This is a genomic window from Pleionea sediminis, from assembly GCF_007570825.1.
Taxonomy (GTDB): Bacteria; Pseudomonadota; Gammaproteobacteria; order Enterobacterales; family Kangiellaceae; genus Pleionea; species Pleionea sediminis.
Genome location: NZ_SUNB01000001.1, coordinates 1,483,743 through 1,510,490 on the forward strand (window position 1 = coordinate 1,483,743; position 26,748 = coordinate 1,510,490).

The 26,748-nt window shown below is 40.1% G+C and carries 26 protein-coding genes; 8 read left to right on the plus strand and 18 right to left on the minus strand.

Annotation, left to right across the window (positions count from 1 at the left end):
- Positions 1-18: 18 nt before the first annotated feature.
- The 5 genes from FAX86_RS06005 to FAX86_RS06025 are packed head-to-tail and all read right to left on the minus strand — an operon-like array spanning position 19 to position 4,188.
- Entirely contained in the window at positions 19-441 is a 423-nt protein-coding gene (locus FAX86_RS06005; RefSeq protein ID WP_246128506.1) for a group I truncated hemoglobin, read from the minus strand.
- On the minus strand, positions 435-1,262 hold the full coding sequence (locus tag FAX86_RS06010; RefSeq protein WP_144392434.1) for a DUF3034 family protein: 828 nt from the start codon (positions 1,260-1,262) through the stop codon (positions 435-437). The genes FAX86_RS06005 and FAX86_RS06010 overlap by 7 nt, the downstream gene beginning before the upstream one ends.
- Positions 1,255-3,129, minus strand: a complete 1,875-nt coding sequence (locus tag FAX86_RS06015; protein WP_164503481.1) for a putative bifunctional diguanylate cyclase/phosphodiesterase — start codon at positions 3,127-3,129, stop codon at positions 1,255-1,257. The genes FAX86_RS06010 and FAX86_RS06015 overlap by 8 nt, the downstream gene beginning before the upstream one ends.
- Entirely contained in the window at positions 3,104-3,541 is a 438-nt protein-coding gene (locus tag FAX86_RS06020; RefSeq protein WP_144392436.1) for a hypothetical protein, read from the minus strand. The genes FAX86_RS06015 and FAX86_RS06020 overlap by 26 nt, the downstream gene beginning before the upstream one ends.
- The gene (locus FAX86_RS06025) at positions 3,538-4,188 is read right to left on the minus strand and encodes a methylamine utilization protein (RefSeq protein ID WP_205859108.1); all 651 of its coding nucleotides are present in this window, start codon (positions 4,186-4,188) and stop codon (positions 3,538-3,540) included. Before FAX86_RS06025 ends, FAX86_RS06020 begins: the two co-directional genes overlap by 4 nt.
- Positions 4,189-4,363: 175 nt before the next feature.
- Between FAX86_RS06025 and FAX86_RS06030 the strand changes: the two genes are divergently transcribed.
- The gene (locus FAX86_RS06030) at positions 4,364-5,089 is read left to right on the plus strand and encodes a pseudouridine synthase (protein WP_144392437.1); all 726 of its coding nucleotides are present in this window, start codon (positions 4,364-4,366) and stop codon (positions 5,087-5,089) included.
- Positions 5,090-5,104: 15 nt separating this feature from the next.
- On the opposite strand, the gene FAX86_RS06035 is transcribed toward FAX86_RS06030, so the two are convergent.
- Both FAX86_RS06035 and rsmD read right to left on the minus strand, forming a co-directional pair.
- Positions 5,105-6,940, minus strand: a complete 1,836-nt coding sequence (locus tag FAX86_RS06035) for an ABC transporter ATP-binding protein (protein WP_144392438.1) — start codon at positions 6,938-6,940, stop codon at positions 5,105-5,107.
- 37 nt (positions 6,941-6,977) lie between these two features.
- Positions 6,978-7,568, minus strand: coding sequence for a 16S rRNA (guanine(966)-N(2))-methyltransferase RsmD (rsmD, locus tag FAX86_RS06040; protein ID WP_144392439.1), 591 nt, complete (start codon positions 7,566-7,568; stop codon positions 6,978-6,980).
- A 119-nt stretch (positions 7,569-7,687) separates the two neighbouring features.
- Between rsmD and ftsY the strand changes: the two genes are divergently transcribed.
- From ftsY to FAX86_RS06065, 5 genes are all read left to right on the plus strand, one after another.
- Positions 7,688-8,836 (plus strand): signal recognition particle-docking protein FtsY, encoded by a 1,149-nt coding sequence (gene ftsY / locus FAX86_RS06045; protein ID WP_144392440.1) that lies wholly within the window; start codon positions 7,688-7,690, stop codon positions 8,834-8,836.
- A gap of 14 nt (positions 8,837-8,850) precedes the next feature.
- Positions 8,851-9,531 (plus strand): cell division ATP-binding protein FtsE, encoded by a 681-nt coding sequence (gene ftsE / locus FAX86_RS06050; protein ID WP_144392441.1) that lies wholly within the window; start codon positions 8,851-8,853, stop codon positions 9,529-9,531.
- The gene (gene ftsX, locus FAX86_RS06055; protein ID WP_144392442.1) at positions 9,531-10,514 is read left to right on the plus strand and encodes a permease-like cell division protein FtsX; all 984 of its coding nucleotides are present in this window, start codon (positions 9,531-9,533) and stop codon (positions 10,512-10,514) included. The genes ftsE and ftsX overlap by 1 nt, the downstream gene beginning before the upstream one ends.
- 230 nt (positions 10,515-10,744) lie before the next feature.
- A complete protein-coding gene (gene rpoH / locus FAX86_RS06060; protein ID WP_144392443.1) occupies positions 10,745-11,611 on the plus strand; it encodes an RNA polymerase sigma factor RpoH in 867 nt (288 codons plus the stop codon).
- Between the two features lie 172 nt (positions 11,612-11,783).
- A complete protein-coding gene (locus tag FAX86_RS06065; RefSeq protein ID WP_144392444.1) occupies positions 11,784-12,602 on the plus strand; it encodes a substrate-binding periplasmic protein in 819 nt (272 codons plus the stop codon).
- A 39-nt stretch (positions 12,603-12,641) separates the two neighbouring features.
- Here FAX86_RS06065 and FAX86_RS06070 read toward each other — a convergent pair whose 3' ends face one another.
- The 4 genes from FAX86_RS06070 to trxA all read right to left on the minus strand — a co-directional run bounded on the left by FAX86_RS06070 (position 12,642) and on the right by trxA (position 16,720).
- Positions 12,642-13,364 (minus strand): NAD(P)H-flavin reductase, encoded by a 723-nt coding sequence (locus FAX86_RS06070; protein WP_144392445.1) that lies wholly within the window; start codon positions 13,362-13,364, stop codon positions 12,642-12,644.
- Positions 13,364-14,836, minus strand: a complete 1,473-nt coding sequence (gene ubiD / locus FAX86_RS06075) for a 4-hydroxy-3-polyprenylbenzoate decarboxylase (protein ID WP_144392446.1) — start codon at positions 14,834-14,836, stop codon at positions 13,364-13,366. Before ubiD ends, FAX86_RS06070 begins: the two co-directional genes overlap by 1 nt.
- 66 nt (positions 14,837-14,902) lie before the next feature.
- Positions 14,903-16,159, minus strand: coding sequence for a transcription termination factor Rho (gene rho / locus FAX86_RS06080; protein WP_144392447.1), 1,257 nt, complete (start codon positions 16,157-16,159; stop codon positions 14,903-14,905).
- 234 nt (positions 16,160-16,393) lie between these two features.
- A complete protein-coding gene (gene trxA, locus FAX86_RS06085; RefSeq protein ID WP_144392448.1) occupies positions 16,394-16,720 on the minus strand; it encodes a thioredoxin TrxA in 327 nt (108 codons plus the stop codon).
- A 281-nt stretch (positions 16,721-17,001) separates the two neighbouring features.
- On the opposite strand from trxA, the gene rhlB reads away from it, so the two are divergent.
- Both rhlB and ppx read left to right on the plus strand, forming a co-directional pair.
- Positions 17,002-18,252: an ATP-dependent RNA helicase RhlB gene (rhlB, locus tag FAX86_RS06090; protein WP_144392449.1), complete on the plus strand. Its 1,251-nt coding sequence runs from the start codon at positions 17,002-17,004 to the stop codon at positions 18,250-18,252.
- Between the two features lie 18 nt (positions 18,253-18,270).
- On the plus strand, positions 18,271-19,767 hold the full coding sequence (gene ppx, locus FAX86_RS06095) for an exopolyphosphatase (protein ID WP_246128551.1): 1,497 nt from the start codon (positions 18,271-18,273) through the stop codon (positions 19,765-19,767).
- 1 nt (position 19,768) lies between these two features.
- On the opposite strand, the gene ppk1 is transcribed toward ppx, so the two are convergent.
- The 7 genes from ppk1 to dprA all read right to left on the minus strand — a co-directional run bounded on the left by ppk1 (position 19,769) and on the right by dprA (position 26,735).
- Positions 19,769-21,949 (minus strand): polyphosphate kinase 1, encoded by a 2,181-nt coding sequence (gene ppk1 / locus FAX86_RS06100; RefSeq protein ID WP_205859109.1) that lies wholly within the window; start codon positions 21,947-21,949, stop codon positions 19,769-19,771.
- 19 nt (positions 21,950-21,968) lie between these two features.
- Positions 21,969-22,976 carry a porphobilinogen synthase gene (hemB, locus tag FAX86_RS06105; RefSeq protein WP_144392451.1) on the minus strand — a complete coding sequence of 336 codons (1,008 nt, stop codon included), beginning with the start codon at positions 22,974-22,976 and terminating at the stop codon, positions 21,969-21,971.
- Positions 22,977-23,028: 52 nt separating this feature from the next.
- The gene (gene hemF / locus FAX86_RS06110) at positions 23,029-23,934 is read right to left on the minus strand and encodes an oxygen-dependent coproporphyrinogen oxidase (RefSeq protein ID WP_144392452.1); all 906 of its coding nucleotides are present in this window, start codon (positions 23,932-23,934) and stop codon (positions 23,029-23,031) included.
- Positions 23,935-23,975: 41 nt separating this feature from the next.
- The gene (locus FAX86_RS06115) at positions 23,976-24,536 is read right to left on the minus strand and encodes an L-threonylcarbamoyladenylate synthase (protein WP_144392453.1); all 561 of its coding nucleotides are present in this window, start codon (positions 24,534-24,536) and stop codon (positions 23,976-23,978) included.
- 6 nt (positions 24,537-24,542) lie between these two features.
- A complete protein-coding gene (gene purE, locus FAX86_RS06120; RefSeq protein ID WP_144392454.1) occupies positions 24,543-25,049 on the minus strand; it encodes a 5-(carboxyamino)imidazole ribonucleotide mutase in 507 nt (168 codons plus the stop codon).
- A 76-nt stretch (positions 25,050-25,125) separates the two neighbouring features.
- Positions 25,126-25,599 (minus strand): Smg family protein, encoded by a 474-nt coding sequence (locus FAX86_RS06125; protein ID WP_144392455.1) that lies wholly within the window; start codon positions 25,597-25,599, stop codon positions 25,126-25,128.
- A gap of 44 nt (positions 25,600-25,643) precedes the next feature.
- Positions 25,644-26,735, minus strand: a complete 1,092-nt coding sequence (gene dprA, locus FAX86_RS06130) for a DNA-processing protein DprA (RefSeq protein ID WP_144392456.1) — start codon at positions 26,733-26,735, stop codon at positions 25,644-25,646.
- Positions 26,736-26,748 lie beyond the last annotated feature (13 nt).

Below are 26,748 nucleotides of genomic sequence, written 5' to 3' on the forward strand. Positions count from 1 at the left end.
ATTATTGTTTATAGATTCCTAATGATGAATGACTTGTTCTCGCAAAGGTGCCAAACGGGCCAATAATTGATTTTGTGTTCTGATATTAACATTCGCTTCTTCCATAGCATTAATCAATAGTTCGACTAAGTGATTAAAATCCGATTTATTAATATTCATTCCCGTATGAATATCAACCATCGAATCACCATCATATCGACACGGCCCATCACTCACATCACACAAATGTAAATTCAAACCTCGCCTAAAGTGAGAAATATTGGTCTTAGCAAAATAATGAAATATTTCTTTATCTTTACCAATATTTTTAATTAAATTATCAGTGATTTTTTCAATACCTTCCTTTCCGCCAAGTCTTTTGTATAGCGTCTCTTTTTTTGTCGTAGCACAACTTGATAAAAAAATAGGATAACTGTTAAAATAAATATTTTCATCTACCAATATCCTGTAAATGACATGTACCAGCCTGTTTGGCCTTTTATAGTTGCGATTTTTCCGAGGTCGACATAAGCCAGTGTGGCGCTTACGTTTTTATTGGGAAACCAAGCAATGAATATATCCGACCAGTTTGATTCATCTAACTGCAAGTTATCTGGTTTTTCACGAAACTCTATACCTAATGCTAATTCAGGATCTAGAATTATTGCCGTAGAAATTTCGGCCATCCATTTAGCCTCTTTAGTTCCGCTACCAAAACCTAGCAATCCCATCTCATTAGCTTTGGTGCGTCGTAAAGTAGTATTCCAAAGCCAGTTATAACCACCTAGCGCACCTAAATGAAGTTTGCTCGCCGCAATATAAAAATCAGTCCCGCTTCTTTTTGCAGCACCTAACGCGAAAGGTACAGTTGGATCATCTAGTTTTTTAAACTGAACTCCAAGACTCAACATTGGCCATTTTGAATAGATTAAATCACCCGTAAGTTTTATTTTGGCGCCTGTTATATTCTGCTCTAAATCTAAAGCCAGTGGATGTACTCTAAAAAGCTGCTTTGCATAAGACAATTCAATTTGGTCATATGCACTAAATTGAATACCACAAGAGGTTAATGCAAAGTCTTCAACAATCGCACGAGAACAGAAAGCATTAGCGGAATATTCATTATCTGTCGCATATCCCGCGACTCCCGACCAGGGAACCAATCCGCCTCCAGCCGAACCTTCAATTTGGGAAACACCGGGAGCTGCTATCAACTTTCCTTTAGAGTAAAGACTATTAATGTTCAAAAATAATATTGTAAATAGAAAAATGTACTTACTCATATTTTTTATACCATTGGCTAAAATCTTCCGCGTTGAGTGGTCGTGACAAAAAGTAACCTTGTATATGATCGCACTTCATAGTTTCTAGAATTTTTAGACTTTCCTCATTCTCAACACCTTCAGCTACAACGTGCATTCCTAAACGATGCCCGAGATTAATCGTAGATTCAACGATCTTTTGGTCGACCTCTGATTCACTCAGAGTCATGATAAAGCTCTTATCAATTTTTAATTCATCAACGGGTAACTGTTTAAGTTTATTAAGAGATGACTGTCCTATTCCATAGTCATCGACAGACACAGAAATACCAATCGTCTTGAGATGGTTAAGTCGCGTAATTATTCTATCTTCATTATTCATTATGTCTCTTTCAGTTAACTCTAATGTAACTTGATTAGCCTTTATTTCATGCTCCTCGAGTTGCTCAAGTAGGAACTCAAGAAAGTCAGGATGCGACAAGTCTTGCGCTGAAACATTAATAGCTACGTGTACTGAAATACCTTCTTCTTTCCATTGTGTTACTTGTTGAAATACCTTACGAATTACCCAGTGAGTTAACTCAACGATTAGACCGGACTTTTCAGCAAGGTCGACAAAAAATTCTGGAGAAATCCACTCTCCATTATTATTCCATCGAATAAGACACTCTACCTTATCAATAGTTGACGAGTTTAAATTAAGTTTTGGTTGATAAGCCATAAACAGTGATCCATCATCATCGGATAATACCGATCGTAGCTGTTCTATGGTTTTTAGCCTGGTTAGATGGGCTTCGTCTTCACCTTCTTTGTAATAACGAAGAGCAACTTCTTCTTGAGATGCTGCGTCAAGAGCTATAGTCGTGCGACGAATGAGATCTCTTGCTGATAATCCATCTCTTGGATATACAGCCGCTCCGATAAAGAAATTCATAGAAAACTTTAAATCATCAATATTAAATGGTTCTTTAAGTGAATCTAAAAATTCCTTAGCAACATCCTCTATTGTCTGTTTATCTTTAATAGCAAGGATTGATAGAAACTCATCTCCACTTAATCTACCGTGTAGCGCGTCATCGCAATCACTGAACGAAGAGAGTCTATCGGCAACGGCCTTTAAACACTTGTCCCCAACAGTAGCACCTAAAGAATCGTTAATTCCCTTAAATCCTCGAATGTCAATCGATATTAGTAGAATTTGACGATAGCGGTTTAAAATTATGCCTAATTTAGAAATTAACGAGTACCTATTGTATAGGCCTGTTAGTATGTCATGCTCGGCTTGAAACTTTATCTCTCTTTCTCTAGAGGCAATTTCTGTTCCCATAGTTTTGAACCTACGAAAAAGTCGTTCAACTTCCACAGAAGCTTTATTTTTCAAGTCTTCTGATAAGTAATTACCTTTAGCAAACTCTTTGGTCATCGATACAAGTGCTTTCAACGGTTTTGTAAGACTACCGGCCATAAACCTACTAGTTAATATGCCAATAAACAAAATTAGTAATGAGAATCCAATACTTGAAAATATTAGAGAATCAAATGCTTTATAAGAAGAATTTAAACTTGCAGATAATTGGGCAGAAATATTATAAGGTGCTTTCGAATATTCAATAATTTTATTTTTATATGAATCACGTTTAAAAATAAAAAAATAGGGTTGTTCTTGATTAAAAAGCGAATAATCATTATTTTTGTCAAACGAACTAATAATTATTCTATTTTCTAAGAGGAATGAAACATCCACAGAAGTTAGTCGTTTTAGTTCCGACATTACTTTATCATTAAATTTAAAGCCAATAATTGAGTAACCAATTATTCGTGGCGCTTTGACAGGTAAAATGATAATTTCATATAACTCTTGATTAAAAACCAAAAACTGTAATTTCATTTTGTTGATCACTGGAAATGATATTTCTAGAGAAGTCAATATTGTCATTATTACTGCTAATGGTTGATGAAATAATTTCACCGCTTCGTGATATTAAAACCATAATATCAGAATTAATTCTTGATCCATGATTGACAAGTACACTTTTAATCGTTTCCGAGTCTTTAGTAGCGACAGCTTGTTTGAAGCCAAAATCAGATGTCAGAACGATAGCGGCTGTTCGGAGTAGTTCTTCTTTCGCATAAAGATATTCTTTTAGTACATTTTCTGCATTCTCTATTTTTTCATTAATAACATCATCGTTAAAATAACTTATGTTCCACCAAAAGATTGAGATAAGAGAAAAACTTGTTAGACAGACAAGGATGACACACAGGGAGATTATTTGCGTTTTTAAGCTACTTTGAATCATTGTCCAAAAACATCTTCAAAAGTATTTCGAGGTTCAGGATTTTGTAAGCTTAAAGTAATAACGTAATGATTACCTTGTATCTCGAGTTTTCTAAGAGAATAAGAGTTGTAAGAATCTGGTCCAGTGGCTTTAAGAGCATGCCAAACACGCACATTATCAAACGGTAGTTGGGTATTAAATTCCGCTAATCCAAATTCGTCTGTAAGTGCATGAAGATTTGATTTAGCAACATAGATATAACCCACCATTGAATCATGTATATTGCATCCGAGAATAACAACGCCCGACTTAGGAAACTCTATTGGCGCCTTTGGTTTATCCGCATAGAGCTTGAGTTCAAAGGTTTTAGTCGGAGAAAAAGAATAAACATGGTGCCGTATATTGTCACTGTTTGGAAAATCGACTTTACCACCCTGATTGATGATAACCACCTTAGGCTTGAACGCTTTATTAACCTGATCGATTATATGGGTTTTCTTATTTTTCTGATGCGTTGAATCACTCGACTTAATATCAAGTTCTAACACCGCGTTAATGATCGGTTTACCATTTTGATCAATGACTTTGAAGTGAGTTTCTTCCGCAAAGTTCAGTGATAAATATCCAGTAAAAAATAGTGATAAGCATATTGTCCGAAGACTTGTCATAGAATTTAAGTATTATTGTTCGAAGTATAGCGTCGCGTCATTTAATAATAGAAAAGAACCGTAAATTCAGCCAGTTAAGTTGTAAAGAATTCCTTTCCTTGAAACTGATGGAAACGTTACTTTTCATGTTAAAATAACTAATCGGCGGCTTAAAGCGACTAGAGTAAACTTTTAAATGTCACGCTTTTCTATTTTATACCATGATTCCAATCTTATAGCGGTCAACAAACCTGCTGGTTTACTCGTTCATAAAAGCGAAATTGACAAATATGAAACAGAATTTTTGATTCAACAATTACGAGATGCTATTGGACAAAAGGTTTATCCCGCGCATCGATTAGACAAACCCACCTCAGGCGTAATTCTTTTTGCGCTGAGTAAAGATGCACTTGTTTTTTTGAGTCGACAGTTTGAAGAGAATAAAGTAAGAAAATGCTATTGGGCTATTGTTCGAGGTTTAACACCCGCGCAACTAGATATTGACCATCCTCTCAAAGAGAAAGCTGTATTCAAAAGCCAAGATTCAGAGTTGCTAAAAACCAAAAATGCATTAACAAGCCTAAAAACTTTACATAATTTCGAAATTGATGAGCCTGTTGATCGCTACCCTAAAACGCGCTATTCACTGGTTGAGCTATCCCCACAAACCGGACGACGCCACCAGTTGAGACGGCACATGAAGCATATTTCACATCCAATAATTGGCGATACCTCTTACGGAAAAACCCCACACAATCAATATTTTAGAAATAAGTTAAATTGTCATCGGTTATTGCTTCATGCTCAAAAGCTGGAAATTGCTCAGCCAAATGGAGATATTTTGACAGTTACAGCAGATCTCGACGAGCAATTTGAATCAGCTTTATGGAATCTTCGGAAATTAAATTCTTGGACTAATTAATTCGCGAGTATTTGACTACTCACCAAGAAATCCACCCGTTTGATGACTCCATAATTGCGAATAAAGTCCTCCATTATCAACGAGTTCTCTATGAGTTCCTTGTTCAACTATTTTTCCATCATCCAGGACAATCAGCCGATCCATTGCTGCAATCGTTGACAGTCTATGTGCAATGGCAATCACCGTTTTACCTTCCATAAGATTGTAAAGACTCTCCTGAATCGCAGCTTCTACTTCTGAGTCAAGGGCAGACGTTGCCTCGTCTAAAATAAGGATTGGGGCGTCTTTTAATAAAACTCGGGCAATAGCGATTCTTTGACGTTGACCTCCCGATAATTTGACACCACGTTCACCAACATGAGCATCTAATCCCTCACGTCCATTCATATCAACCAGGTCTTCTATAAAAAGATTGGCTTCAGCTTTATCAATCGCGGCTAGTAAATCTTCTTCACTGGATTGTGGACTTCCATACAAAACATTTTCTCTAACCGATCGGTGAAGCAATGCGGTATCTTGAGTCACCATACCAATTTGTGATCGCAATGATTCTTGAGTGACATCTTTGATATCTGAACCATCAATAAGAACCTTGCCTTCTTCGACATCATAAAAGCGAAGCAATAAGTTCACTAGCGTCGATTTTCCAGCTCCGCTTCTCCCTACAAGACCGATCTTTTCGCCAGGTTGTATCGATAAGTTTAGGTTTTCAATGACACCACCACCTTTTCCATAATGAAAAGTGACATTTTCAAAATCTATTTTTCCCTCAATCACTTTAAGCTGTTTTGCACCCGTTTTATCAACTATCGATTGCGGCCGAGATAAGGTTGAAACACCATCACTAACCGTTCCTAGATGTTCGAATAATCCACTTATTTCCCACATGACCCATTGAGACATACCATTTAAACGAAGAGCTATACTGACTGCAATCGCGATCGCGCCCACGGTTACCGCACTTAACGACCACAGATATATAGATACCGCTCCAATCGCAAACACCAACAAATAATTTAGAATTTGAACGCTGACGATTAAGCCTGTTACTTTTCTCATCTGTCGATACACAGTTCTCAGAAACTCTTCCATGCTATCTTTCGCATAATTAGCCTCTTGTTGACTGTGTGCAAAGAGCTTGACTGTTGATATATTGCTATAGCTATCTACGATTCGCCCCGTCATTAATGAACGAGCATCCGCTTGTGCCGCAGATAATTGTTTTAAGCGCGGGATAAAATAGACAAGAGCAATCGCATAAAGCAAAAACCAGCTCAAAACGACTAGCATTAATCGATAGTCTGATTGCGATATCAAAACAACTGCGCTAGTAAAATAAACCGTAATATATAGGATAACATCGAGTAACTTCATAACTGTTTCTCGAACAGATAAAGACGTTTGCATTACTTTTGTAGCAACGCGCCCAGCAAAGTCATTTTGAAAAAAAGAAACGCTTTGTCCTAACAAGTAACGATGTGCTTTCCAGCGAATACTCATAGGAAAATTTCCGAGCAACGACTGATGTGTAAGATTCGCATGAATAATAGAAAGCACCGGTAGCGCGATAATTAATAAAACGCAAATCCATATTAATAAATTTTTATTAGCAGCGAAAAATGATTCTGGCTCATTAGCTGACAATAGGTCAACTAAGTTACCCATAAATCCAAACAATGATACTTCAAGTACAGCAATGAAAACTGTTGTAATCGACATTACAACAATCGGCTTTTCCATTCCGCGAGTATAGTAACGACAAAAGGCATAGAGTCCTTTAGGTGGTTGCTCTGCACTGGTTGGGGGAAAAGGTTGAGTTAAGCTTTCAAAAAATTTATATAACGTTTTCATGGATAACGAAATCTTGGGTTACTGAGTTCTTGAGTGGCTATTTAATGCTAAATAAATAAAATTCTAATCCACCCACTTGCTTTTCCTTTAAGCGTTCCCAATTTTCAGGAAATTCTATTTCATCAGAATGTTTTTCACGCTCAACGTAAACTAATGTACCAGGCGTAACAAACTTTTCGTTGTTGATCGATTTGAGCGTCGTTTGCAAATATTCTTGAAAAAAGGGCGGGTCAACAAAAATAATATCGTAAGGTGTCTCATTTTTTTTAATAACCACTTCTGCGCTGGTATTAAAAACTTTGTAATTAGAGAATTCTAAATCTTGAAGGTTTTTGTGTATGAAATCTGCAGCCTTTTTGTTTTTTTCCACAAAAACCACTTCTTTGGCACCACGAGAAAGAGCCTCTATTCCCAAAGCAGCACTTCCAGCGAATAGGTCGAGACACCGAGCACCGTGAATGTCATGCATTAACCAATTAAATAAAGTTTCTCGTACTCTATCGAGAGTAGGTCTAAGTCCCGCTACCTCTATAAACTTAAGGCGACGTCCTTTCCAACGACCACCAATAATTCTTACGTGACCTAATTTAGAACCTTTGGTCGGCTTACGCCTGGTTTGGTGAATCATGCACTGTCTCACTATGGCTTTAGAGCTTAAAATGGTAGGATAGCGAGCAATTTCCCAGCCCGGTCGGTTAAATACTATCCAAAGACCGACTTACTGAATTTAACGAAAGAATGAGTTTTATGTCAGACAAAGAACATTCTAACACAAAGAAAAAGTCCGGCGGTCTTTTTGGCTGGTTCAAAAAGGACAAATCAGAGACCCCGGCTGAACCACAGGAAGCCTCAACGGAACCGGTACAAGCCGACTTATCTGTGCAAACAGAAACCGAAGAGCCGAAAACAGAACTCATCGAGGAGACTCGAGAAAAGCCCGGAACTGAAAAGAAAAGGGGATTTTTTGCGCGGCTTAAATCGGGGTTGAGTAAAACCCGTTCCAACTTCTCAGAAGGCATTGCAAGCTTAGTTTTGGGAAAGAAAACAATTGATGATGACTTATTAGAAGAAATAGAAACACAACTTCTAATGGCTGACGTTGGTGTTGAAGCCACATCACACATCATTCAAGATTTGACCGAAAAAACAGCAAGAAAAGAGCTCACTGATCCTGAAGCATTAATGGCTCGACTCAAAGAGTTACTGGCCAACATGATTGAACCCGTTGCTAATCCACTAACCATTGACTTGGAAGCTCACAAACCTTTTGTAATTTTAATGGTTGGGGTCAACGGCGTTGGCAAAACCACGACCATTGGTAAACTTGCTAAGCAATTAAAAGGTCAAGGCCTATCTGTAATGTTAGCTGCCGGGGACACTTTTCGTGCTGCAGCAGTTGAACAGTTACAAGTTTGGGGTCAACGGAATGAAATTCCCGTCGTCGCTCAGCATGAAGGAGCTGATTCCGCTTCTGTCATCTATGACGCACTGCAGTCGGCGCAGTCAAAGGGTGTTGATGTCGTTATAGCTGACACAGCAGGCCGTCTACATACTAAAGACAACCTCATGGAAGAACTTAAAAAAGTTAAACGTGTTATGCAAAAGCTTGATGTTTCTGCTCCGCACGAAGTGATGCTGGTTGTTGACGCAGGAACAGGTCAAAACGCATTAAACCAAGCCGAACAATTCAATAATGCCATAGAGCTAACTGGCGTAACACTGACGAAACTCGACGGTACTGCCAAAGGTGGTGTAGTCTTTGCTCTTGCGCAAAAGGCAAAGACTTCAATTCGATTCATTGGCGTAGGCGAAGGTTTGGAAGATTTAAGGCCATTCCATGCTCACGAGTTTATTGATGCGCTATTTGATCAGAACGAAAATGCCTCAGAAGAATAATTAAAGCAGACGATATGATTCAGTTTAATGAGGTTTCCAAGCGTTATCCCAACGGACATGAAGCGCTAAGAAATATAAGTTTCACTCTCGATAGTGGGGAAATGTCGTTTTTGACAGGGCACTCAGGTGCTGGAAAAAGTACATTGCTAAAACTGATTTGTGTCATGGAAAAGCCGACTTCTGGGCAAGTCATCATTGATAATCGAAACGTTGGGCGAGTAGGACGTCGGAAAATTCCTTATATTCGTCGAAACATAGGAATGATCTTCCAAGATCACCGTTTGCTTTTTGATCGCACTGTATTCGATAACGTTGCTCTACCACTCATAATTGCAGGATATCCACACCGAGAAATAGGGCGGCGCGTAAGGGCAGCGCTCGATAAAGTTGGATTACTGTCAAAAGAAAAGCTGCATCCAATTATGCTATCGGGCGGAGAACAACAACGTGTCGGTATCGCTCGAGCAGTGGTTAATAAGCCGCCATTACTTCTTGCGGATGAGCCAACCGGAAATTTAGACCCTGAGCTATCGGCAGAAATAATGTCGTTGTTTGAGCAATTTAATCAAGTGGGTGTAAGCGTACTCATTGCCTCGCATGACTTAAGCTTAATTGCTCGACTACCCCACCGGGTTATTTCGCTCAAAGAAGGGCGACTACTTGAAGACAATAATGAAGTTACAGGAGGCGCCTAATGAGTCAATCAGAATTGGGCGGACCTAAAGGAGCACAGTTCTCTTCCGGAAGCACATTTATTTCTCGGTTTAAAATGGGAATCAGGCATCACGGTCAAGAATGCAGTAAGGGTTTACATGAGATATTCAGAGCTCCTATTTCAAGTTTTATGACTATTGCTGTTTTAGCAATTGCACTTGCTCTTCCTGCAGGATTCCACGTTTTTCTGAAAAACGCCCAAATGGTGTCCAGTGGATGGGATAACGCGACTCAAATATCCCTGTTTCTAAAAATGGAAATTTCTGCAGAGGAAGTTGAAAAAGTTCAAAATGAGCTTAAAAACTCGGTGAAAATCGCTGATGTCAGCTTGATTCCAAAAGATCAGGGGCTCAAAGAATTTAGTGAACTGTCTGGATTCGGTGAAGCATTATCCTTTCTGGACTCAAATCCTTTGCCAGATACTCTCGTAATTACGCCAACAGTTGCTCACAGTTCGCCAGAAGCATCAGAAGCTTTGCTTATTGAGCTACAGGAAATACCGGAAGTTGAACTTGCTCAGCTAGATTTGCAATGGGTACGCAAGCTTTACAGTATGATGGCCATTGCGCAAAAAGCTGTTTCAGCCTTAGGCGTTATCTTGGGCCTGTCGGTTCTACTCATTGTTGGTAACACCATAAGGCTTGCGATACAAAATAAACGTGAGGAAATTCAAATAATTAAGCTTGTTGGAGCCACTGATGCATTCATCAGGCGACCTTTTCTTTACAGCGGCCTTTGGTTTGGTATTTTTGCCGGAATTCTGGCATGGATTTTAGTGAATAGCAGTGTACTATGGCTAAAAGACCCCGTCAGAAACCTAGCTGGCCTTTACGAAAGTCAATTTCGTTTATCTGGCCTGGCTTTCGTCGAGGCTTTGCAACTTATTGTAATTGCTTCGTTTTTAGGACTATTAGGGTCTTGGATATCGGTTGGGCGGCATTTAAAGGATATAGAACCAACCTAACTCCATATTTTTAAGTTATGTCAGATGTAACCAATTGTAAGAATGCCTTGAAATATGCAGGTTCGCTGGCATATAAAGTAGGTCGATTTTCATTTACGGATGAAACTTTTAAGAGAATTAGCACTCTATAAATAAGACTGCTAATATTAGCCATTAATAATATGATTGTGCTAAAATTCGCGGTCCAAAAATCTGGATGTAGTCGCTAATTCCAGGAGATTAGGAGAACCATGAACACTCAGCTTTCGAATCAAAATTTTGCTCTATCGGTACCTCAGGGTAGCATTGAAGCTTACGTACACGCAGTCAATGCCATTCCAGTACTTAGTGCGGAAGATGAACAAGAGCTAGCGCGGCGTTTTCGAGACAACGAAGACCTAGAAGCTGCTCGCCAGCTTGTTCTATCCCACCTTCGGTTTGTTGTTCATATAGCACGAAGCTATAGTGGATACGGCCTACAACAGGCAGACTTGATTCAAGAAGGAAATGTTGGCTTGATGAAAGCCGTTAAACGCTTTGACCCAGATGTTGGCGTGCGTTTAATTTCATTCGCCGTCCACTGGATAAAAGCCGAGATTCACGAGTTTGTCTTAAAAAATTGGCGCATCGTAAAAGTAGCGACCACCAAAGCACAGCGAAAATTATTTTTTAATCTACGCGGCTCAAAAAAGCGTCTTGGTTGGTTCAGCAATAGCGAGATTGAGGCGGTAGCAAAAGATTTAGGTGTTAGCGAAGCTGAAGTTCGACGAATGGAAGGAAGACTCAACGCTAGAGACATGGCCTTTGATGCACCATCGAGCAGTAGTGACGATGATGACAGTGCAAACTTTGCTCCTTCACAGTTTTTAGAAGATCATTCAGCTGACCCAGCATCTGTATACGAGAAAGATAACTGGCAAAGCCACCATGAAACAAAATTGCTTAATGCAATGAAAGGACTTGATGAACGAAGTCAAGATATCGTAAAGCGGCGTTGGCTTGATGAAGAGAAAGCAACTCTTCAAGAATTGGCTGATCAATATAGTGTTTCTGCTGAACGTGTTCGCCAACTAGAAAAGAACGCCATGAAAAAATTAAAAGCATCAATTCTTGCGTAAATCTCATAAATAAAAAAAGCGCCGAAGGGCGCTTTTTTTTATGCCTGTTAAAAAATTTTTACTATTTTACTTCAATAGTCTTATCTGACCTCACATAAACTTTTAGAAATTAAACTACAATTTTAATAACAGTCTTTTCGCTCATAAGAAAACTTCCCAACAGGAGAAGGTTATGTCAAGGCAAGTTATTGTGTTCTTCATCAGTTTGATACTGCTTACAGCTTGTGGAGAACCTCCAAATAAAGAAACAAAACAAAAAACTGTCAGTAAAGCCAGCCAGCAGTCTGTTCAAAACGATTGCCAACTCACTATGGGATGGGATCCTTGGGAGCCCTATTTGTACCTGACACCTGGCAATAATGTGTCAGGTCTGGATATAGAGTTAATCGAAGCTATGGCAGAAGAAGCGAGCTGTTCCCTGAAATTTGTGCAGCACGACTGGATGACTCTTTTAGAGATGATTCGCAAAGGCGAAGTTGATTTAGTAGCAGGAGCATCAATAACCGAAAAACGAAAAGAGTTTGCTATGTTCTCTGATCCTTATCGCTCAGAAAACTTCGTACTCTATGTTCGAACCGGTGAAGTTGATAAATTTGATGCTGATATTAATAAAATTATTACTGCAGGGCACAAAGTTGGCGTGACTACTGATTATATTTACGGAGAAAAAGTCGCAAATTTACAAGACTCTAATGATTACTCAGACCAATTTGTCTATTCAACTGTAGGAGAGGCCAATTACTACAATCTCTTACAGCATAATGTCGATGTTATTATCGAAGACCCTTTTGTTGGTGCTTATAATCTGAAAAGAAAAGGGATGGAAGATCAAATAGAGCAACTTGAACTTACCATACATAGTGGCAATGTACATTTGATGTTTAGTATGAAATCCGTCGATCACAAAATTGTTTCTCGCTTCAATGAAGCTATCAGCTCAATCAAAAATTCAGGAAAGTACAAAGAAATTTTAGATAAGTACTTACTTTGAAATAAGAGGGAGCTATGACTCCCTCTCTAACATAAAAACTTATACATCATCACCCATCTCTCGCTTAATATCGAGAATATCGGCAAAAATTTGATCCTTTGGAACACCTTTATCCATTAGATCGTGATAAACCGCCATTACCATGGCCTCAGAACCCGATATATAAAAATCCATTTCGAGTAAGTTATTAAAATGATTCATTGCAGCATGGTGTGCAAACCCAGTTGCGCCATTCCAGTTTGAGTCATTACCAGAAATCACCGGGACGTAAGTAAAATTAGACTCTTTAGTTTCCCAAGATTTAGGTAAGTCGTCTAAATATAAATCCTCAGCCGATTGAGCCCCCCAAAATAAACTGAAGTGACGCGAATCATTTTTTGCAAATGCTGACTCAATAATTGCCTTTGCCGGAGAAAACCCTGTTCCACCAACAATTAGTACAACATCCCTTTTACCAGAACGTAATGTACATTTACCCATTGGAATTTGAACGTGCGCCTTACGAGTTTTTCGCAATTGCGACATAATATTCTCAGCAAGTTCATGCCCTGGAACTAATTTAATATGAAGCTCAAGGAATTCTTTTTCCTCAGGCGCATTACCAATAGAAAAAGGAATCCATCGTCCACCATCAGCCTGCAGTGTCAGATATTGTCCACCCTGATAATCAACCTTCGATAATGCTTCTGAGTGCAGGCGTACACGATGTACATCTTTACCCAATAAATCAATTGCTTTAACTTCACAAAATAGTTCTTCCATTATGACTCCAAAATGTTGAGTTCATCCCATAAAGTATCGACCCTTTGTTTAACGTCATCGCTCATGGCAATCACTTCTCCCCATTCGCGATCGGTTTCTCCAGGCCATTTATTTGTCGCATCGATGCCCATTTTCGACCCTAAACCAGAAACAGGTGATGCAAAATCCAGATAGTCGATGGGTGTGTTTTCAATCATGGTCGTGTCACGAGCTGGATCAACGCGCGTCGTGAGCGCCCAAATAACATCTTGCCAATCTCTCGCATTAACATCATCGTCAGTAACCAATACAAACTTGGTGTACATAAACTGGCGCAAGAACGACCAAACACCGAGCATAACTCGTTTAGCGTGACCAGGATATTGCTTTTTCATGGTTACCACAGCCATACGATAGGAACACCCTTCAGGTGGTAAGTAGAAATCAACTATCTCGGGAAACTGACGTTTAAGAATAGGCACAAAAACCTCATTCAAAGCCACTCCTAAAATCGCAGGCTCATCCGGTGGGCGTCCCGTGTAAGTGCTGTGGTAAATAGGCTTTTGCCGCATCGTAATGCGCTCGATAGTAAAAACTGGAAACTCATCCACTTCATTGTAATATCCGGTATGATCACCAAAAGGACCCTCTGGAGCCATTTCATCGGGATGAATCACGCCCTCCAAAACAATTTCAGCGCTCGCAGGCACCTGTAGTTCGTTGCCAATAGATTTAACAAGTTCCGTTTTTTTGCCACGTAACAATCCAGCGAAAGCGTACTCACTCAAGTTATCAGGTATTGGAGTAACTGCGCCTAATATCGTCGCAGGATCTGCTCCCAAAGCAACCGAAACGGGGAAAGGCTTACCAGGATTCTTTAATTTCCATTCATGAAAATCTAATGCGCCACCACGATGTGATAACCAACGCATGATGACTTTATTTTTAGCAATAACTTGCTGCCGATAAATCCCAAGGTTTTGACGAGACTTTTCCGGCCCTTGAGTAATCACGAGGCCCCATGTTATTAAAGGTGCCGCGTCACCTGGCCAGCAAGTTTGAATCGGTAATTTCGATAGATCGACTGCATCACCTTCCAAAACTTGCTCTTGGCACGGAGCCTTCTTAACGACTTTCGGCCCCATATTTAAAACTTGCTTAAAAATAGGCAGCTGCGACCAAGCTTCTTTTATTCCTTTAGGAGGCTCTGGCTGTTTTAGAAATGCCAGTAATTCACCAATTTCTCTAAGCGCAGAAATGTCATTATGTCCCATTCCCATGGCAACACGTTTGGTCGTTCCAAACAAATTTGCCAAAACTGGAATGTCAGAGCCCTTTGGATTTTCAAATAGCAACGCAGGACCACCAGCTCGTAAAGTGCGATCGGCAATCTCAGTCATTTCCAAATTGGGATCTATCGGATGAGTAATTCTTTTAAGCTCTCCCTGAGCTTCGAGCTGATCAATAAAATCCCTTAAGTCTCGATATTTCATAAAATTCCGTACTGCGAAAGTTAGCGTTGATAATTATACGCTAACTTTCGCCTATCAGAAGTGAGTTTAGCGTTTCATCGATTCAAAGAATTCGTCGTTCGTTTTGGTCAACGCCAACTTATCGACAAGGAACTCCATTGCTTCGATTTCCTGCATAGGATGGACAATCTTTCGTAATATCCACATCTTTTGCAGTTCATCTGGCGACGTTAATAGATCTTCTTTACGAGTACCAGAGCGATTAATATTGATGGCAGGAAATACGCGCTTTTCGGCAATCTTACGATCTAAGTGCAATTCCATATTACCGGTACCTTTAAATTCTTCGTAGATAACCTCATCCATTTTCGAGCCAGTATCAATCAACGCGGTTGCGATAATTGTTAAGCTGCCACCTTCTTCGATATTCCGTGCTGCACCAAAAAATCGTTTAGGGCGCTGCAAAGCATTTGCATCAACACCACCAGTTAACACTTTTCCTGACGAAGGAATTACTGTGTTGTAAGCTCTCGCTAAACGAGTGATAGAATCGAGCAATATCACAACGTCTTTCTTGTGTTCTACCAGTCGCTTTGCTTTCTCAATAACCATTTCAGCAACTTGAACATGTCGGCTTGCTGGCTCATCGAAAGTTGAAGCAACAACTTCGCCTCTCACAGAACGTTGCATTTCGGTTACTTCTTCCGGGCGTTCATCAATCAACAAGACAATCAGCGTACAATCAGGGTTATTCCCTGTTATTGATTGCGCAATATTCTGCATCATCATTGTTTTACCGGCTTTAGGCGGCGATACCACTAAGGCTCTTTGACCTTTACCGATTGGTGCAGCTAAATCGATTACACGCGCGGTAATATCTTCACTACTTCCGTTACCACGCTCCATACGCATTCTTTCATCAGGATGCAGTGGCGTTAAGTTTTCGAAAAGAATCTTGTTCCGGGCATTTTCCGGACTATCAAAATTTATTTCTCTAACCTTAAGCAGCGCAAAATAACGTTCGCCGTCTTTTGGCGGACGAATTTTTCCAGAAATCGTATCACCCGTTCGCAGACTAAAACGACGTATTTGACTGGGTGAAACGTAAATATCATCAGGCCCCGCTAAGTACGAAGAGTCGGCACTTCTTAAGAAGCCGAAACCATCAGGCAAGATTTCTAAAACACCATCGCCAAAAATATCTTCTCCTGACTTAGCATGAGCTTTCAGAATAGCGAATATAATGTCTTGTTTACGATTACGGGCAATGTTGTCAACGCCCATGGTGGATGCGAGCTCTGTCAGCTCCGTAGCAGATTTTTGTTTTAGTTCCGTTAGATTCATGGCTGGATTTTTTATGAGTGATTACAGTTTAAGTAGATTGATGTTCACATACAGAAAACATTCGATAACTCTGATAAAAGTTAAATCGCTTTAGGTGAAAATGCTTTTGCCTGAAAATTATTTTTGCTTGGGAGGCCCCACAGGAAAGCTAATCAGAAAGTTAGCATTAAAAATGTGCGCTGTAAAGACTTATAATTCGTTGGTGGCAATTCCTTGCCACCAACGAAGCTAAACTTAGATATTTGAATCTAAAAACGCGACCAACTGGGACTTATTAACGGCTCCAACTTGCGTTGCTTCTGCCGAACCGTTCTTAAAAAGCATCAACGTTGGTATTCCACGAATACCATATTTTGGAGGCGTTGCGCTGTTTTCATCAATATTCAATTTGGCAACTTTAACTTTGCCGTCATACTCAGCTGCAATCTCATCAAGGATCGGCGCAATCATTTTACAGGGACCGCACCACTCTGCCCAATAATCAACCAACACTGGTAAATCCGATTGAAGTACTTCTGATTCAAAACTATCGTCACTTAATTGGACAATCTTGTCGCTCATTAGCGGATATCTCCTATGAAAATTATCAACTGATTGTTACGGCCAATCAAAGAGCCGTTGAATAACCCTATTTAGGGCTCAGTTTGGCAAATTTCAAGTCATATATCAAAACAATCGGTTTCCAAACGAGGTTTTCCCCATTAAACTGGGCGCATAGTAGTCAAAAACCCTTTTATAAACAATCTTGCATTTACCCTATAACTAATTGATTTATAATTAATTTGCTTGTACTACCAATTTAATTAGCGACGGTTAACTGCATAAACTCTGAAGAAATCTGTATGGCAAAACACCTCACCGATATACCTTTCGCAAGCCTCGGCCTAGATCCTCGTCTCGTTAAAGCCCTCAACTCAATGAATTTTGAATATTGCACACCTATTCAATCTTTGAGCCTTCCACTCGCTCTCGAGGGTCAAGATGTTGCCGGACAAGCTCAAACAGGCACAGGCAAAACTATAGCTTTTCTATTGGCAACTTTAGATGAAATGCTGACTCTACCCGCAGATCCAAACCGCCTTCAAAATGAACCTCGTGCCATTATAATGGCGCCAACGAGAGAGTTGGTCGTTCAAATATTTGAAGAAGCAAAACAACTTATTAAATACACAGGCCTCCGCGTCGGAGCGGTTTATGGTGGGACGGGATACGAAGAGCAAAAAGAGATGCTAATCAATGGTGTTGATATTCTCATTGGCACTACAGGTCGCCTAATCGATTATTTTAAGCAAGGTATTTATCGTTTGGACGCTATCGATGTCGTTGTACTCGATGAGGCAGATCGAATGTTTGACCTTGGCTTTATCGCTGATATTCGATATTTATTCCGACGCATGCCACCGCCGACAGAACGGTTAAACATGTTATTTTCTGCAACACTGTCGCACCGCGTCAAAGAGCTTGCTTACGAACATATGAATTCGCCGCAACATGTTCAAATAGAACCAGAACAGGTTACCGCTAAAAAAGTCCGTGAAGTTTTATTCTATCCAAGTAACCCAGACAAACTTTCATTGCTTTTGGGTTTGCTCAATAAGTACAGTCCAGAAAAATCAATGATATTTGTGAACACCAAACGTGATGCAGAAACTATTTTCTCGATGCTACGCGCAAATGATTGGAATGTAGGATTGCTCACAGGCGATGTTCCGCAAAAGAAAAGAATGGCTTTGTTGGACCGATTTAAATCTGATTCTATACCTGCTTTAATTGCAACTGATGTTGCAGCACGAGGTTTGCATATCGACAATGTCACTCATGTCTTCAATTATGACCTCCCTGAAGATCCCGAAGATTATGTTCACAGAATTGGACGAACCGCTCGTGCTGGAGCTGAAGGAGATGCAATATCCTTTGCCTGCGAAGACAGTGCTTTTTCGTTACCGGGAATTGAACACTATATCGAGCATGAAATTCCTAAAGCAGAAATTAATCCCGAGCTACTTGCCGAGGTAAAACCATTTCGCAGACAGCGTCCAGGTAATAAAGCTAATCAAAACAGAAAGCGAAAACCGAGTAATCGACCCAAATAAGTGAGGAGTGTGTCAGTGATGCAAGATAAGGAATCTCCGATCGTAGCTGCAGTTGATTTAGGTTCAAATAGCTTTCACTTAACACTAGCAAAAGTACAACATAACAATCTTAGTATAATCGGACGACTAAAAGAAAAAGTTCGCCTGGCAGAAGGTCTCGATGAAAGTAATTACTTAACACAAGAAGCACAACAACGAGCGCTCGACTGTTTAAAGCAATTTAAACAACGGCTTGAGAACATGCCTCAAACTCAAGTACGAGCGGTAGGAACCTACGCATTACGCAAAGCCAAAAATTCTCGGGAATTTATACTAAAAGCACAAGATGCTCTAGGTTACCCAATCGAAATCATCTCTGGAAAAGAGGAGTCACGCTTAATTTATGAGGGCGTAGCTCACTTTCAACTTAGTCAGAAAAAACAATTGGTGGTGGATATTGGCGGTGGCAGTACTGAGTTCGCCATTGGCGAAGCTTTCGAGCCAGTACTTACCGACAGTCTTCAGATGGGTTGTATCTCATACAGCCAAAAATATTTTAACGATAATAAATTAACAAAAAACAATTTCAAAAAGGCAATCACTGCAGCACGCTTAGAACTCATTACGATTCAAGATCTATACCTGCGTGAAGGCTGGGACATCTCTATCGGTACATCAGGAACTATCGAATCAATACAAACCATTTGCGAAAAAAATAATATTAATTCTCAATCAGTTTCTTTAGATTGTTTAGTGAATCTGAAAGAACAACTGATAACCATGGAGAACTTCGAAAATATAGAACTAGAAGGGCTCGCTGAGAATCGAAGAGAAATTTTACCCGCAGGCTTAGCCATTCTAATCGCTATTTTTCGAACACTTAAAATTGAAACTATGGAAGTTTCTCCAGCAGCTTTACGAGAAGGTGTACTTTTTGAAGTAGCGGGTATCGAAAAAGTGTTTGATATTCGAGAAAGGGCAATTAAGGGATTGCTGGATAAACATCATGTTGATCTTGACCAAGCTAGAAGAGTAAATCAAACTGCACTATCTATTTTGAGTAAGGTTGATAATGCTTGGGATTTAAATAGTGAATATTTTCGACAAATGTTGAGTTGGGCTGCAAAATGTCATGAGCTTGGTTTAAACATTAATTTTAGCAAACAGCAAAAGCACGGTCAGTACATTCTTCTAAATACTGATATCAATGGATTCAGTGTTCAACAACAACAAATCTTAGCATTATTAGTTCGAAGCTTTAGGCGTAAATTTCCCTTAGGGCATTACGATATAATCGATGATGATCTATTCAAAGAAAAGCTGATTCGATTGGCTCAGATATTACGCCTGGCAGTATTATTAAATCATCGACGTCGTGATTTTGACGCGCCCAAATTTGATATTTCAGTAAGTGACAACCAATTAAGCTTAACATTCAAAAAAGATTACTTGGCAGAACACTCACTATTGAATGCCGATTTAGAGCAAGAGCAAGACTATCTTGCTAAAGTAAACTTGGTCTTAAATTTTAAGTAACTTAGTAATTACTAAGCTTTTCGAGTAATTTACGTTGTACCCTAAATGGTTTAGCGTCTCCTGGAACCATCTTAAAATACCTTCCGTCACTAGATAATTCCCAGCTTTGAGAGTTATCTTTTAAGTAATAGTCTAAACATTCTTGCCGCACTCTTTTTGCAAGTCTTGGATCGGTTATTGGAAAACAAACTTCCACTCGGTGGTACAAGTTCCGATCCATCCAGTCGGCGCTTGAGGCAAAAACCATTTCATTACCATCATTTGCAAAACAAAAAACTCTAGAATGCTCTAAAAATCGGCCAACGATTGATACAACACGAATGTTTTCAGAAATATTCTTAAGGCCAGGTCTCAAACAACAAATACCACGAATAATCAAATCGATTTGAACACCTGCTTGAGAAGCTTCATATAATTTTTCAATTATTTTAGCTTCAGTCAAAGAGTTCATTCTGGCTTTGATATACGCTTTTTTACCTAAGTGCTTATTTGCTATTTCTTTGTCGATTAACTCAAAAAGTCCGCTTTGCAAAGTAAAAGGGGACTGAAGGATCAACTTCATATCATAAGCTTTGCCCATGCCTGTAAGCTGCAAAAACACTTTTTGCGCATCTTCACAGAGTTTTTTATTTGCCGTAAAAAGACCTAAATCAGTGTACAACTTTGCAGTATTTGCGTGATAGTTGCCAGTTCCTAAATGAGCATAATGTCGAAGTTTTTTCTTCTCTCGCCGAGTAACAACACACAGTTTAGCGTGAGTCTTATGGCCAACAACACCATAGACAACTAGGGCTCCTGCATCTTGTAGTTTATTCGCCAATTCTATATTTGCCTTTTCATCAAAACGAGCTCGCAGCTCAACAACGGCAGTAACCTCTTTGCCAGCACGTGCGGCATCAATGAGTGCATCAACAACAGGAGAGCTCGAGCCAGTTCGATAAAGCGTTTGCTTAATGGCTAATACATTAGGGTCAGAAGCGGCACTTTTAATAAAGTTGATTACAGAGTCAAAGTTTTCGAAAGGGTGATGAACCAAAATATCTTTCTCTTTTAATATTTCAAAAATATTCTCTTCATCAAATTCTTTTGGAGTTGCTGCTCGAAAAGGACGGAACTTTAGATCAGGCCGATCAACCATATCCGTAAGACTTAATAGTCGATTTAAGTTTACAGGACCATTAACTCGATAAAGCTCGGCTTCAGTGAGATTACATTTTTGCAATAGAAATGCCGCAATTTTGTCAGGGCAGTTGTCTGCAATTTCCAATCTAACAGACGTGCCAAAATCACGACTTTGCAACTCTTGTTTTAATGCATGAGCTAAATCTTCGATATCTTCTTCATCAACAAAAAGATCACTGTCTCTTGTTAAACGAAACTGGTAGCAACCTTTAACAGTCATTCCGGGAAAAAGTTCTTCAGCATTAGCATGAATAATAGCAGATAGAAAAACAAAGCTTTCACCACTGCCCGATATTTCATCAGGCAACTGTATAATTCTTGGTAATGACCGTGGCATATGAACGACTGCATAACCACTGTTTCTGCCAAATGCGTCTTTGCCTTCAAGCGCAACGATGAAATGCAAGCTTTTATTGATTAAACGAGGAAACGGATGCGCCAAATCTAAACCGATGGGACTGATAACAGGTGCAACCTCATCGATAAAATAATTTTTAATCCATTCTGACTGACTGTCACTCCATTGAGCTCGCCGCAAAAAGTGGATTCCATTCTCTGATAATTTTGGTAGAAGAACATCATTAAATATCCGATATTGTTCCTCAACCATTTCGTGGCAAGTTTTGCTGATTTCACTGAGTACCTGATTTGATGTAAGACCATCTGGACCGCGGCGATCTTCATCATGAATTGCAGTGTGCACATGAGCCGCAACCCTTACTTCAAAAAACTCATCGAGATTATTGCTAAATATAAAAATAAATTTAATTCGTTCAAGAATAGGTAAATCTTCATCTAGGGCAAGTTGAAGTACCCGCCAATTAAACTGCAAAAAAGAAAGCTCTCGATTGATATACAGTTCTGGATTTTTAAGGTCGACTTCGGATTTCTTTAAGGGAGGTTCCATCTCTTCCAAATAACTTGGAAGAGATTTAATTTCCTCTATTGGCTGATTACTCACATCAGAGTTATTCTCTTCTGTTACAGATTCACTGGCCATAATTTTCTTGGTTTACTCTTTAACGTTTCAACCATTGTGCTATTGTTTTCGCATAATAAGTGAGCACAGCATCTGTACCAGCTCGCTTAAAACTTGTCATTGCCTCCATCACGACAGCTTGCTCATCGAGCCATCCATTTTGAGAAGCCGCTTTAAGCATCGCGTATTCACCACTTACATGATAAGCAAAAACTGGCACTTTAAATTGGTTTTTTGTTTGATGAATGATATCCAAGTAAGGCATGCCTGGTTTTACCATGACCATATCAGCACCTTCTTCGATATCTAGTGCAATTTCATGTAACGCCTCATCCCTATTCGCAGGATCCATTTGATACGTTTTTTTGTCAGCTTTCCCCAGATTGCCTGAAGAACCAACAGCATCACGAAATGGACCGTAATAAGCAGACGCGTACTTAGCAGAATACGCGAGTATTTTGGTATTTATGTGACCATCGACTTCTAATGACTCACGAACAGCTCCTATTCGACCGTCCATCATGTCTGATGGCGCAACAATATCAGCGCCAGCACTCGCATGAGACAATGCCTGCTTGATTAAAACAGCAACTGTTTCATCGTTAATAACATAGCCATCATCGTTGATAATTCCATCTTGACCATGGCTGGTGTAAGGATCGAGTGCAATATCGGTGATTACTCCCATTTCTGGAAACCGTTGCTTTATTTCCTTTACCGCGGTTTGTACAAGCCCATTCTCATTGAACGACTCTTCGGCCATTAACGACTTTTTATCGGATTCAATGACAGGAAAAAGCGCAATCGCAGGAACATTAAGATCAAGAAGCTCTTCAACCTCAGTCAATAAATTGTCCACGGACTTTCTGGTAATTCCGGGCATAGAGTCGATTGTTTGTTCCTGATTGGATCCCGGTAGAACAAACACAGGATAAATTAAGTCATTTGTTGTAACTGTATTTTCAGCAACCAGACGGCGTACAAAGTCGTCCGTTCGATTACGTCGTTTGCGAGTTGATGGATAAAAACCAAATGTAAAACCACTCATAGATTATTCCTTAACAGCCTGCGCTTATTCTTTATATTTGAAGGAAGTATGACTAATTTTCGATCCAATTTCTGGGTTGCAGAAAATCACTATACAATCGATGCTCTTCCGTATCTTCTTCTGGATGCCAGTTATATACCCAGCTAACTTTTGCAGGCATTGACATAAGTATAGACTCGGTTCGACCACCAGTTTGCAAACCAAATAAAGTTCCTCGGTCATACACCAGATTAAATTCAACGTAACGGCCACGTCGATAATGCTGAAATGCCACTTGCTTGTCAGAGTAGGGCATATCTTTTCTTCGCTTCACTATTGGGGTATAAGCATCGAGATATGCATTTCCGACAGCCTGCATAAACCGGAAGCAAGTATCAAAATCCCATCGATTTAAGTCATCGAAAAACAGGCCTCCAACTCCACGAGGTTCGTTTCTATGTTTAATAAAGAAATAGTCATCGCACCAATTTTTAAATTCTTCGTAGACACCCTCACCAAATGGCTGGCAAGCGTCATAAGCAATTTGGTGCCAGTGTCGGCAATCTTCTTCAAAGCCATAGTAAGGCGTAAGATCAAAACCGCCACCAAACCACCAAACAGGATCTTCTCCCGGTTTTTCGGCAATAAAGAAGCGTACATTCATGTGTGAGGTTGGAACCATTGGATTTTTGGGATGAATAACTAATGAGACGCCCATCGCCTCAAAGTTTCTACCGGCAAGTTCTGGACGATGTTGGGTCGCAGAAGCGGGTAGTTGTTCACCCATCACATGCGAAAAGTTGACGCCTCCCTTTTCAATTACATTACCGTTTTCAATAACCCTGGTACGGCCACCACCACCAGCTTCTCGTTCCCAACTTTCTTCCAGAAAAGATTGTCCATCTATATCCGAAAGCTCATTACAAATTCGATCTTGAAGTGACATCAAGAATTGTTTTACAGACTTTTTATCTATCATGAGATTCTCAAAGTTTGAAGATTCAGCCAATCATGGTTGAATTATTCGCGAATAATCGCACCCGTTTGCATATCAATAATTCTAGAGGGTTTTGAATTTTCCGGTGTTTCTCCGGGAACAACCCAGTCTACTTCATGATAAAACTGTCTGATACAGTCCCATCGAGAACTTGCTGGATCTTTCCCGGATCGGTTCGCGCTGGTAGAAATAATCGCTCCAACACTATTGCAAAGTTGTTGGCAGAAAGGATCTTGAGTTAGCCTGACAGCAATGGTTGCTCGGCCGCCAGTCACCCAGGAAGGAACTCTTTCATGCGCTCTCATTATCCAAGTTGTCGGACGTGGCTGACTTGTTAGCTTTTGAATATTTTCTGAAGACAAAGTGGAAGTTAGTAACCTCAACTGATTGATTTCACTAGCAATAATAATAAAGCCTTTTTCAGGCGCACGTTGTTTAACTGCTAAAATTCGGTCAACTGCAGTTTGGCAAAAGGGATCACAACCTAACCCCCAAACTGTTTCTGTCGGGTAGGCAATTACGCCTCCAGCTCGCACCCAATGTGATGCGTGTTGAATACGCCAAAGGGGTTTACTGGAGACCATAGAATATTAGGCGTTGAGTTTTGCTTGAAGGTCTTTGTCTTTTTGAATAACCGCTTGAGCATTAGCTTCGCGGTCTTCACGCACAGTTTTATCAATTGTATTATCCGATAACGCCATAATTTGCGCGGCAAGATAAGCAGCGTTTTTCGCACCAGCTTTACCAATAGCAACCGTCGCGACAGGAACGCCACCAGGCATCTGCACAGTTGATAAAAGAGCATCTTCACCCTGTAAGGGCCCACCATCCATCGGCACACCAATAACAGGTCTGGTAGTGATTCCCGCCACTGCGCCGGCTAAATGCGCTGCTAAACCGGCCGCACAGATGAAAATCTGACAGCCTCTAGATTCAGCATCTTTCACATATTCATGCGTCGCGGCTGGAGTTCTATGTGCCGAAGTGATTTTCATTTCTACGCTGATACCCAACTTTTTCAAAGTATCGTACGTCGACTGCATAACGGGAAGGTCTGAATCAGAACCCATGAGAATTGCAACAAATTTGTCAGACATGGTTAACCCTAATTTTCGATTGGCTGTTGTTTAGTGTGCGCAGATTTTAGCAAACACACACCTCAACTGGTAAATATTAATGAATATGATGGTCAATATTTTCAAACCAGGCGCAAGCGCTTTCCTGACCAGGTAAATTAAACAGCACCATCATAGATATCCATTTTACTTGCTCAATATCAACGTCTTTCATCTCAAGAGCCATAATACGTTCGATAACAAGCTCACGGGTCATCGAATCAAGAACGCCTAATGACTCGAGATGATATAAAAATCCTCGCGCCGAAACTGAAAAAACATCCATTTCCTCATCGGAAAATACACGGGTTGAGATTTGTTGCGTTTGCGTGTTTGGAGTCTGATGCTCGGAGTTCTCTCGAAGATCACTCAATTCATCGATCCAGCTAAGAGCTGAATCAATTTCTAGATCGGAAAAACCAACTTCTGTTAGTTCCGGTGCCAGTTTATTTGCCTCATCAATAACGACAAATTCCTGATCTTGAAAGCGTTCAAAAATATACATCAGGACGTCTAAAACGTCGTTCTTCATGGATTCCCCTAATTCTAGCTACACATGATAGCCAGTAGTCTTGGTTATTTTTGTCGTTGAAAACCGCCAGCCGAGCTAACGATCCAACCTTCAAGTTCTAATGTTAACAAGTTTGTATGAAGCTCAGCCACCGATTTTTTACAACGTTCTACTAAATCATCCAAAGGCGTTGGTGAAAAATCAATCTGGTTGAGCAACTCATTTTGCTCAGGCGACAATTTTTCAGCAGTTCTTTCTTTCATTGATTCAGAATTTACTTCTGCTAACCAACCTAAATGCTGCAAAATATCATCTGCGTCTTCGACGAGATGGGCTCCTTCTTTAATCAACCAGTGACAGCCTTTCGCCATTGGATTATGAATAGACCCGGGAATAGCAAAAACATCTCTGCCTTGCTCCAAAGCATATTGAGCTGTAATTAACGAACCACTTTTGATCGCTGCTTCAACCACCAACACACCCAAGCTTAACCCACTAATAATCCGATTACGTCGCGGAAAATTCGTGCCTCTCACACCGGTACCCAGCTCAAACTCAGAGAGTAACAAACCTTGCTCGGCAATGTCATAGGCTAACGATTTATGTCGTGCAGGGTATACTCGGTCTAAGCCCGTTCCAGCTACAGCAATCGTGTATCCTCCAGACCTTAATGCCGCTTGATGTGCAAAGCCGTCAATGCCAAGCGCTAATCCAGAAGTAACGACCAAACCATTTTTGGCAAAGGTTCCCGCAAAATCTGATGTTGCGTTTTTACCTCCGACGGTTGGGTTACGTGTTCCAACAACGGCTATTTGCGGCGAATGAATAAGGTCCAGCTTTCCTTTTGCGTACAAAAGAATGGGCGCTCCAGGAGATTCTTTTAGCAAGCGAGGGTAATCTCGATGGTCAGGATAAATTATGAAATGATCCTGGGACTCTTCGAGCCAAGACAATTGCTTGCTGATATCTTCCAGCTTGGCACTTAAGATGTTCTTCACGAGTTCATTCGAGGCGCCGGTCGCCTCCAACTCTTCTTCCGTTGCATCAAATAAATGTTCAATAGATTCGAAGTGAGACAGTAGCTTCTTACTGGTGGACCAACCGATACGATTGATTTTAGATAAAGTAATCCATAACTGAAGTCTTTTTGGGCTCATCCTTGAACCTCCT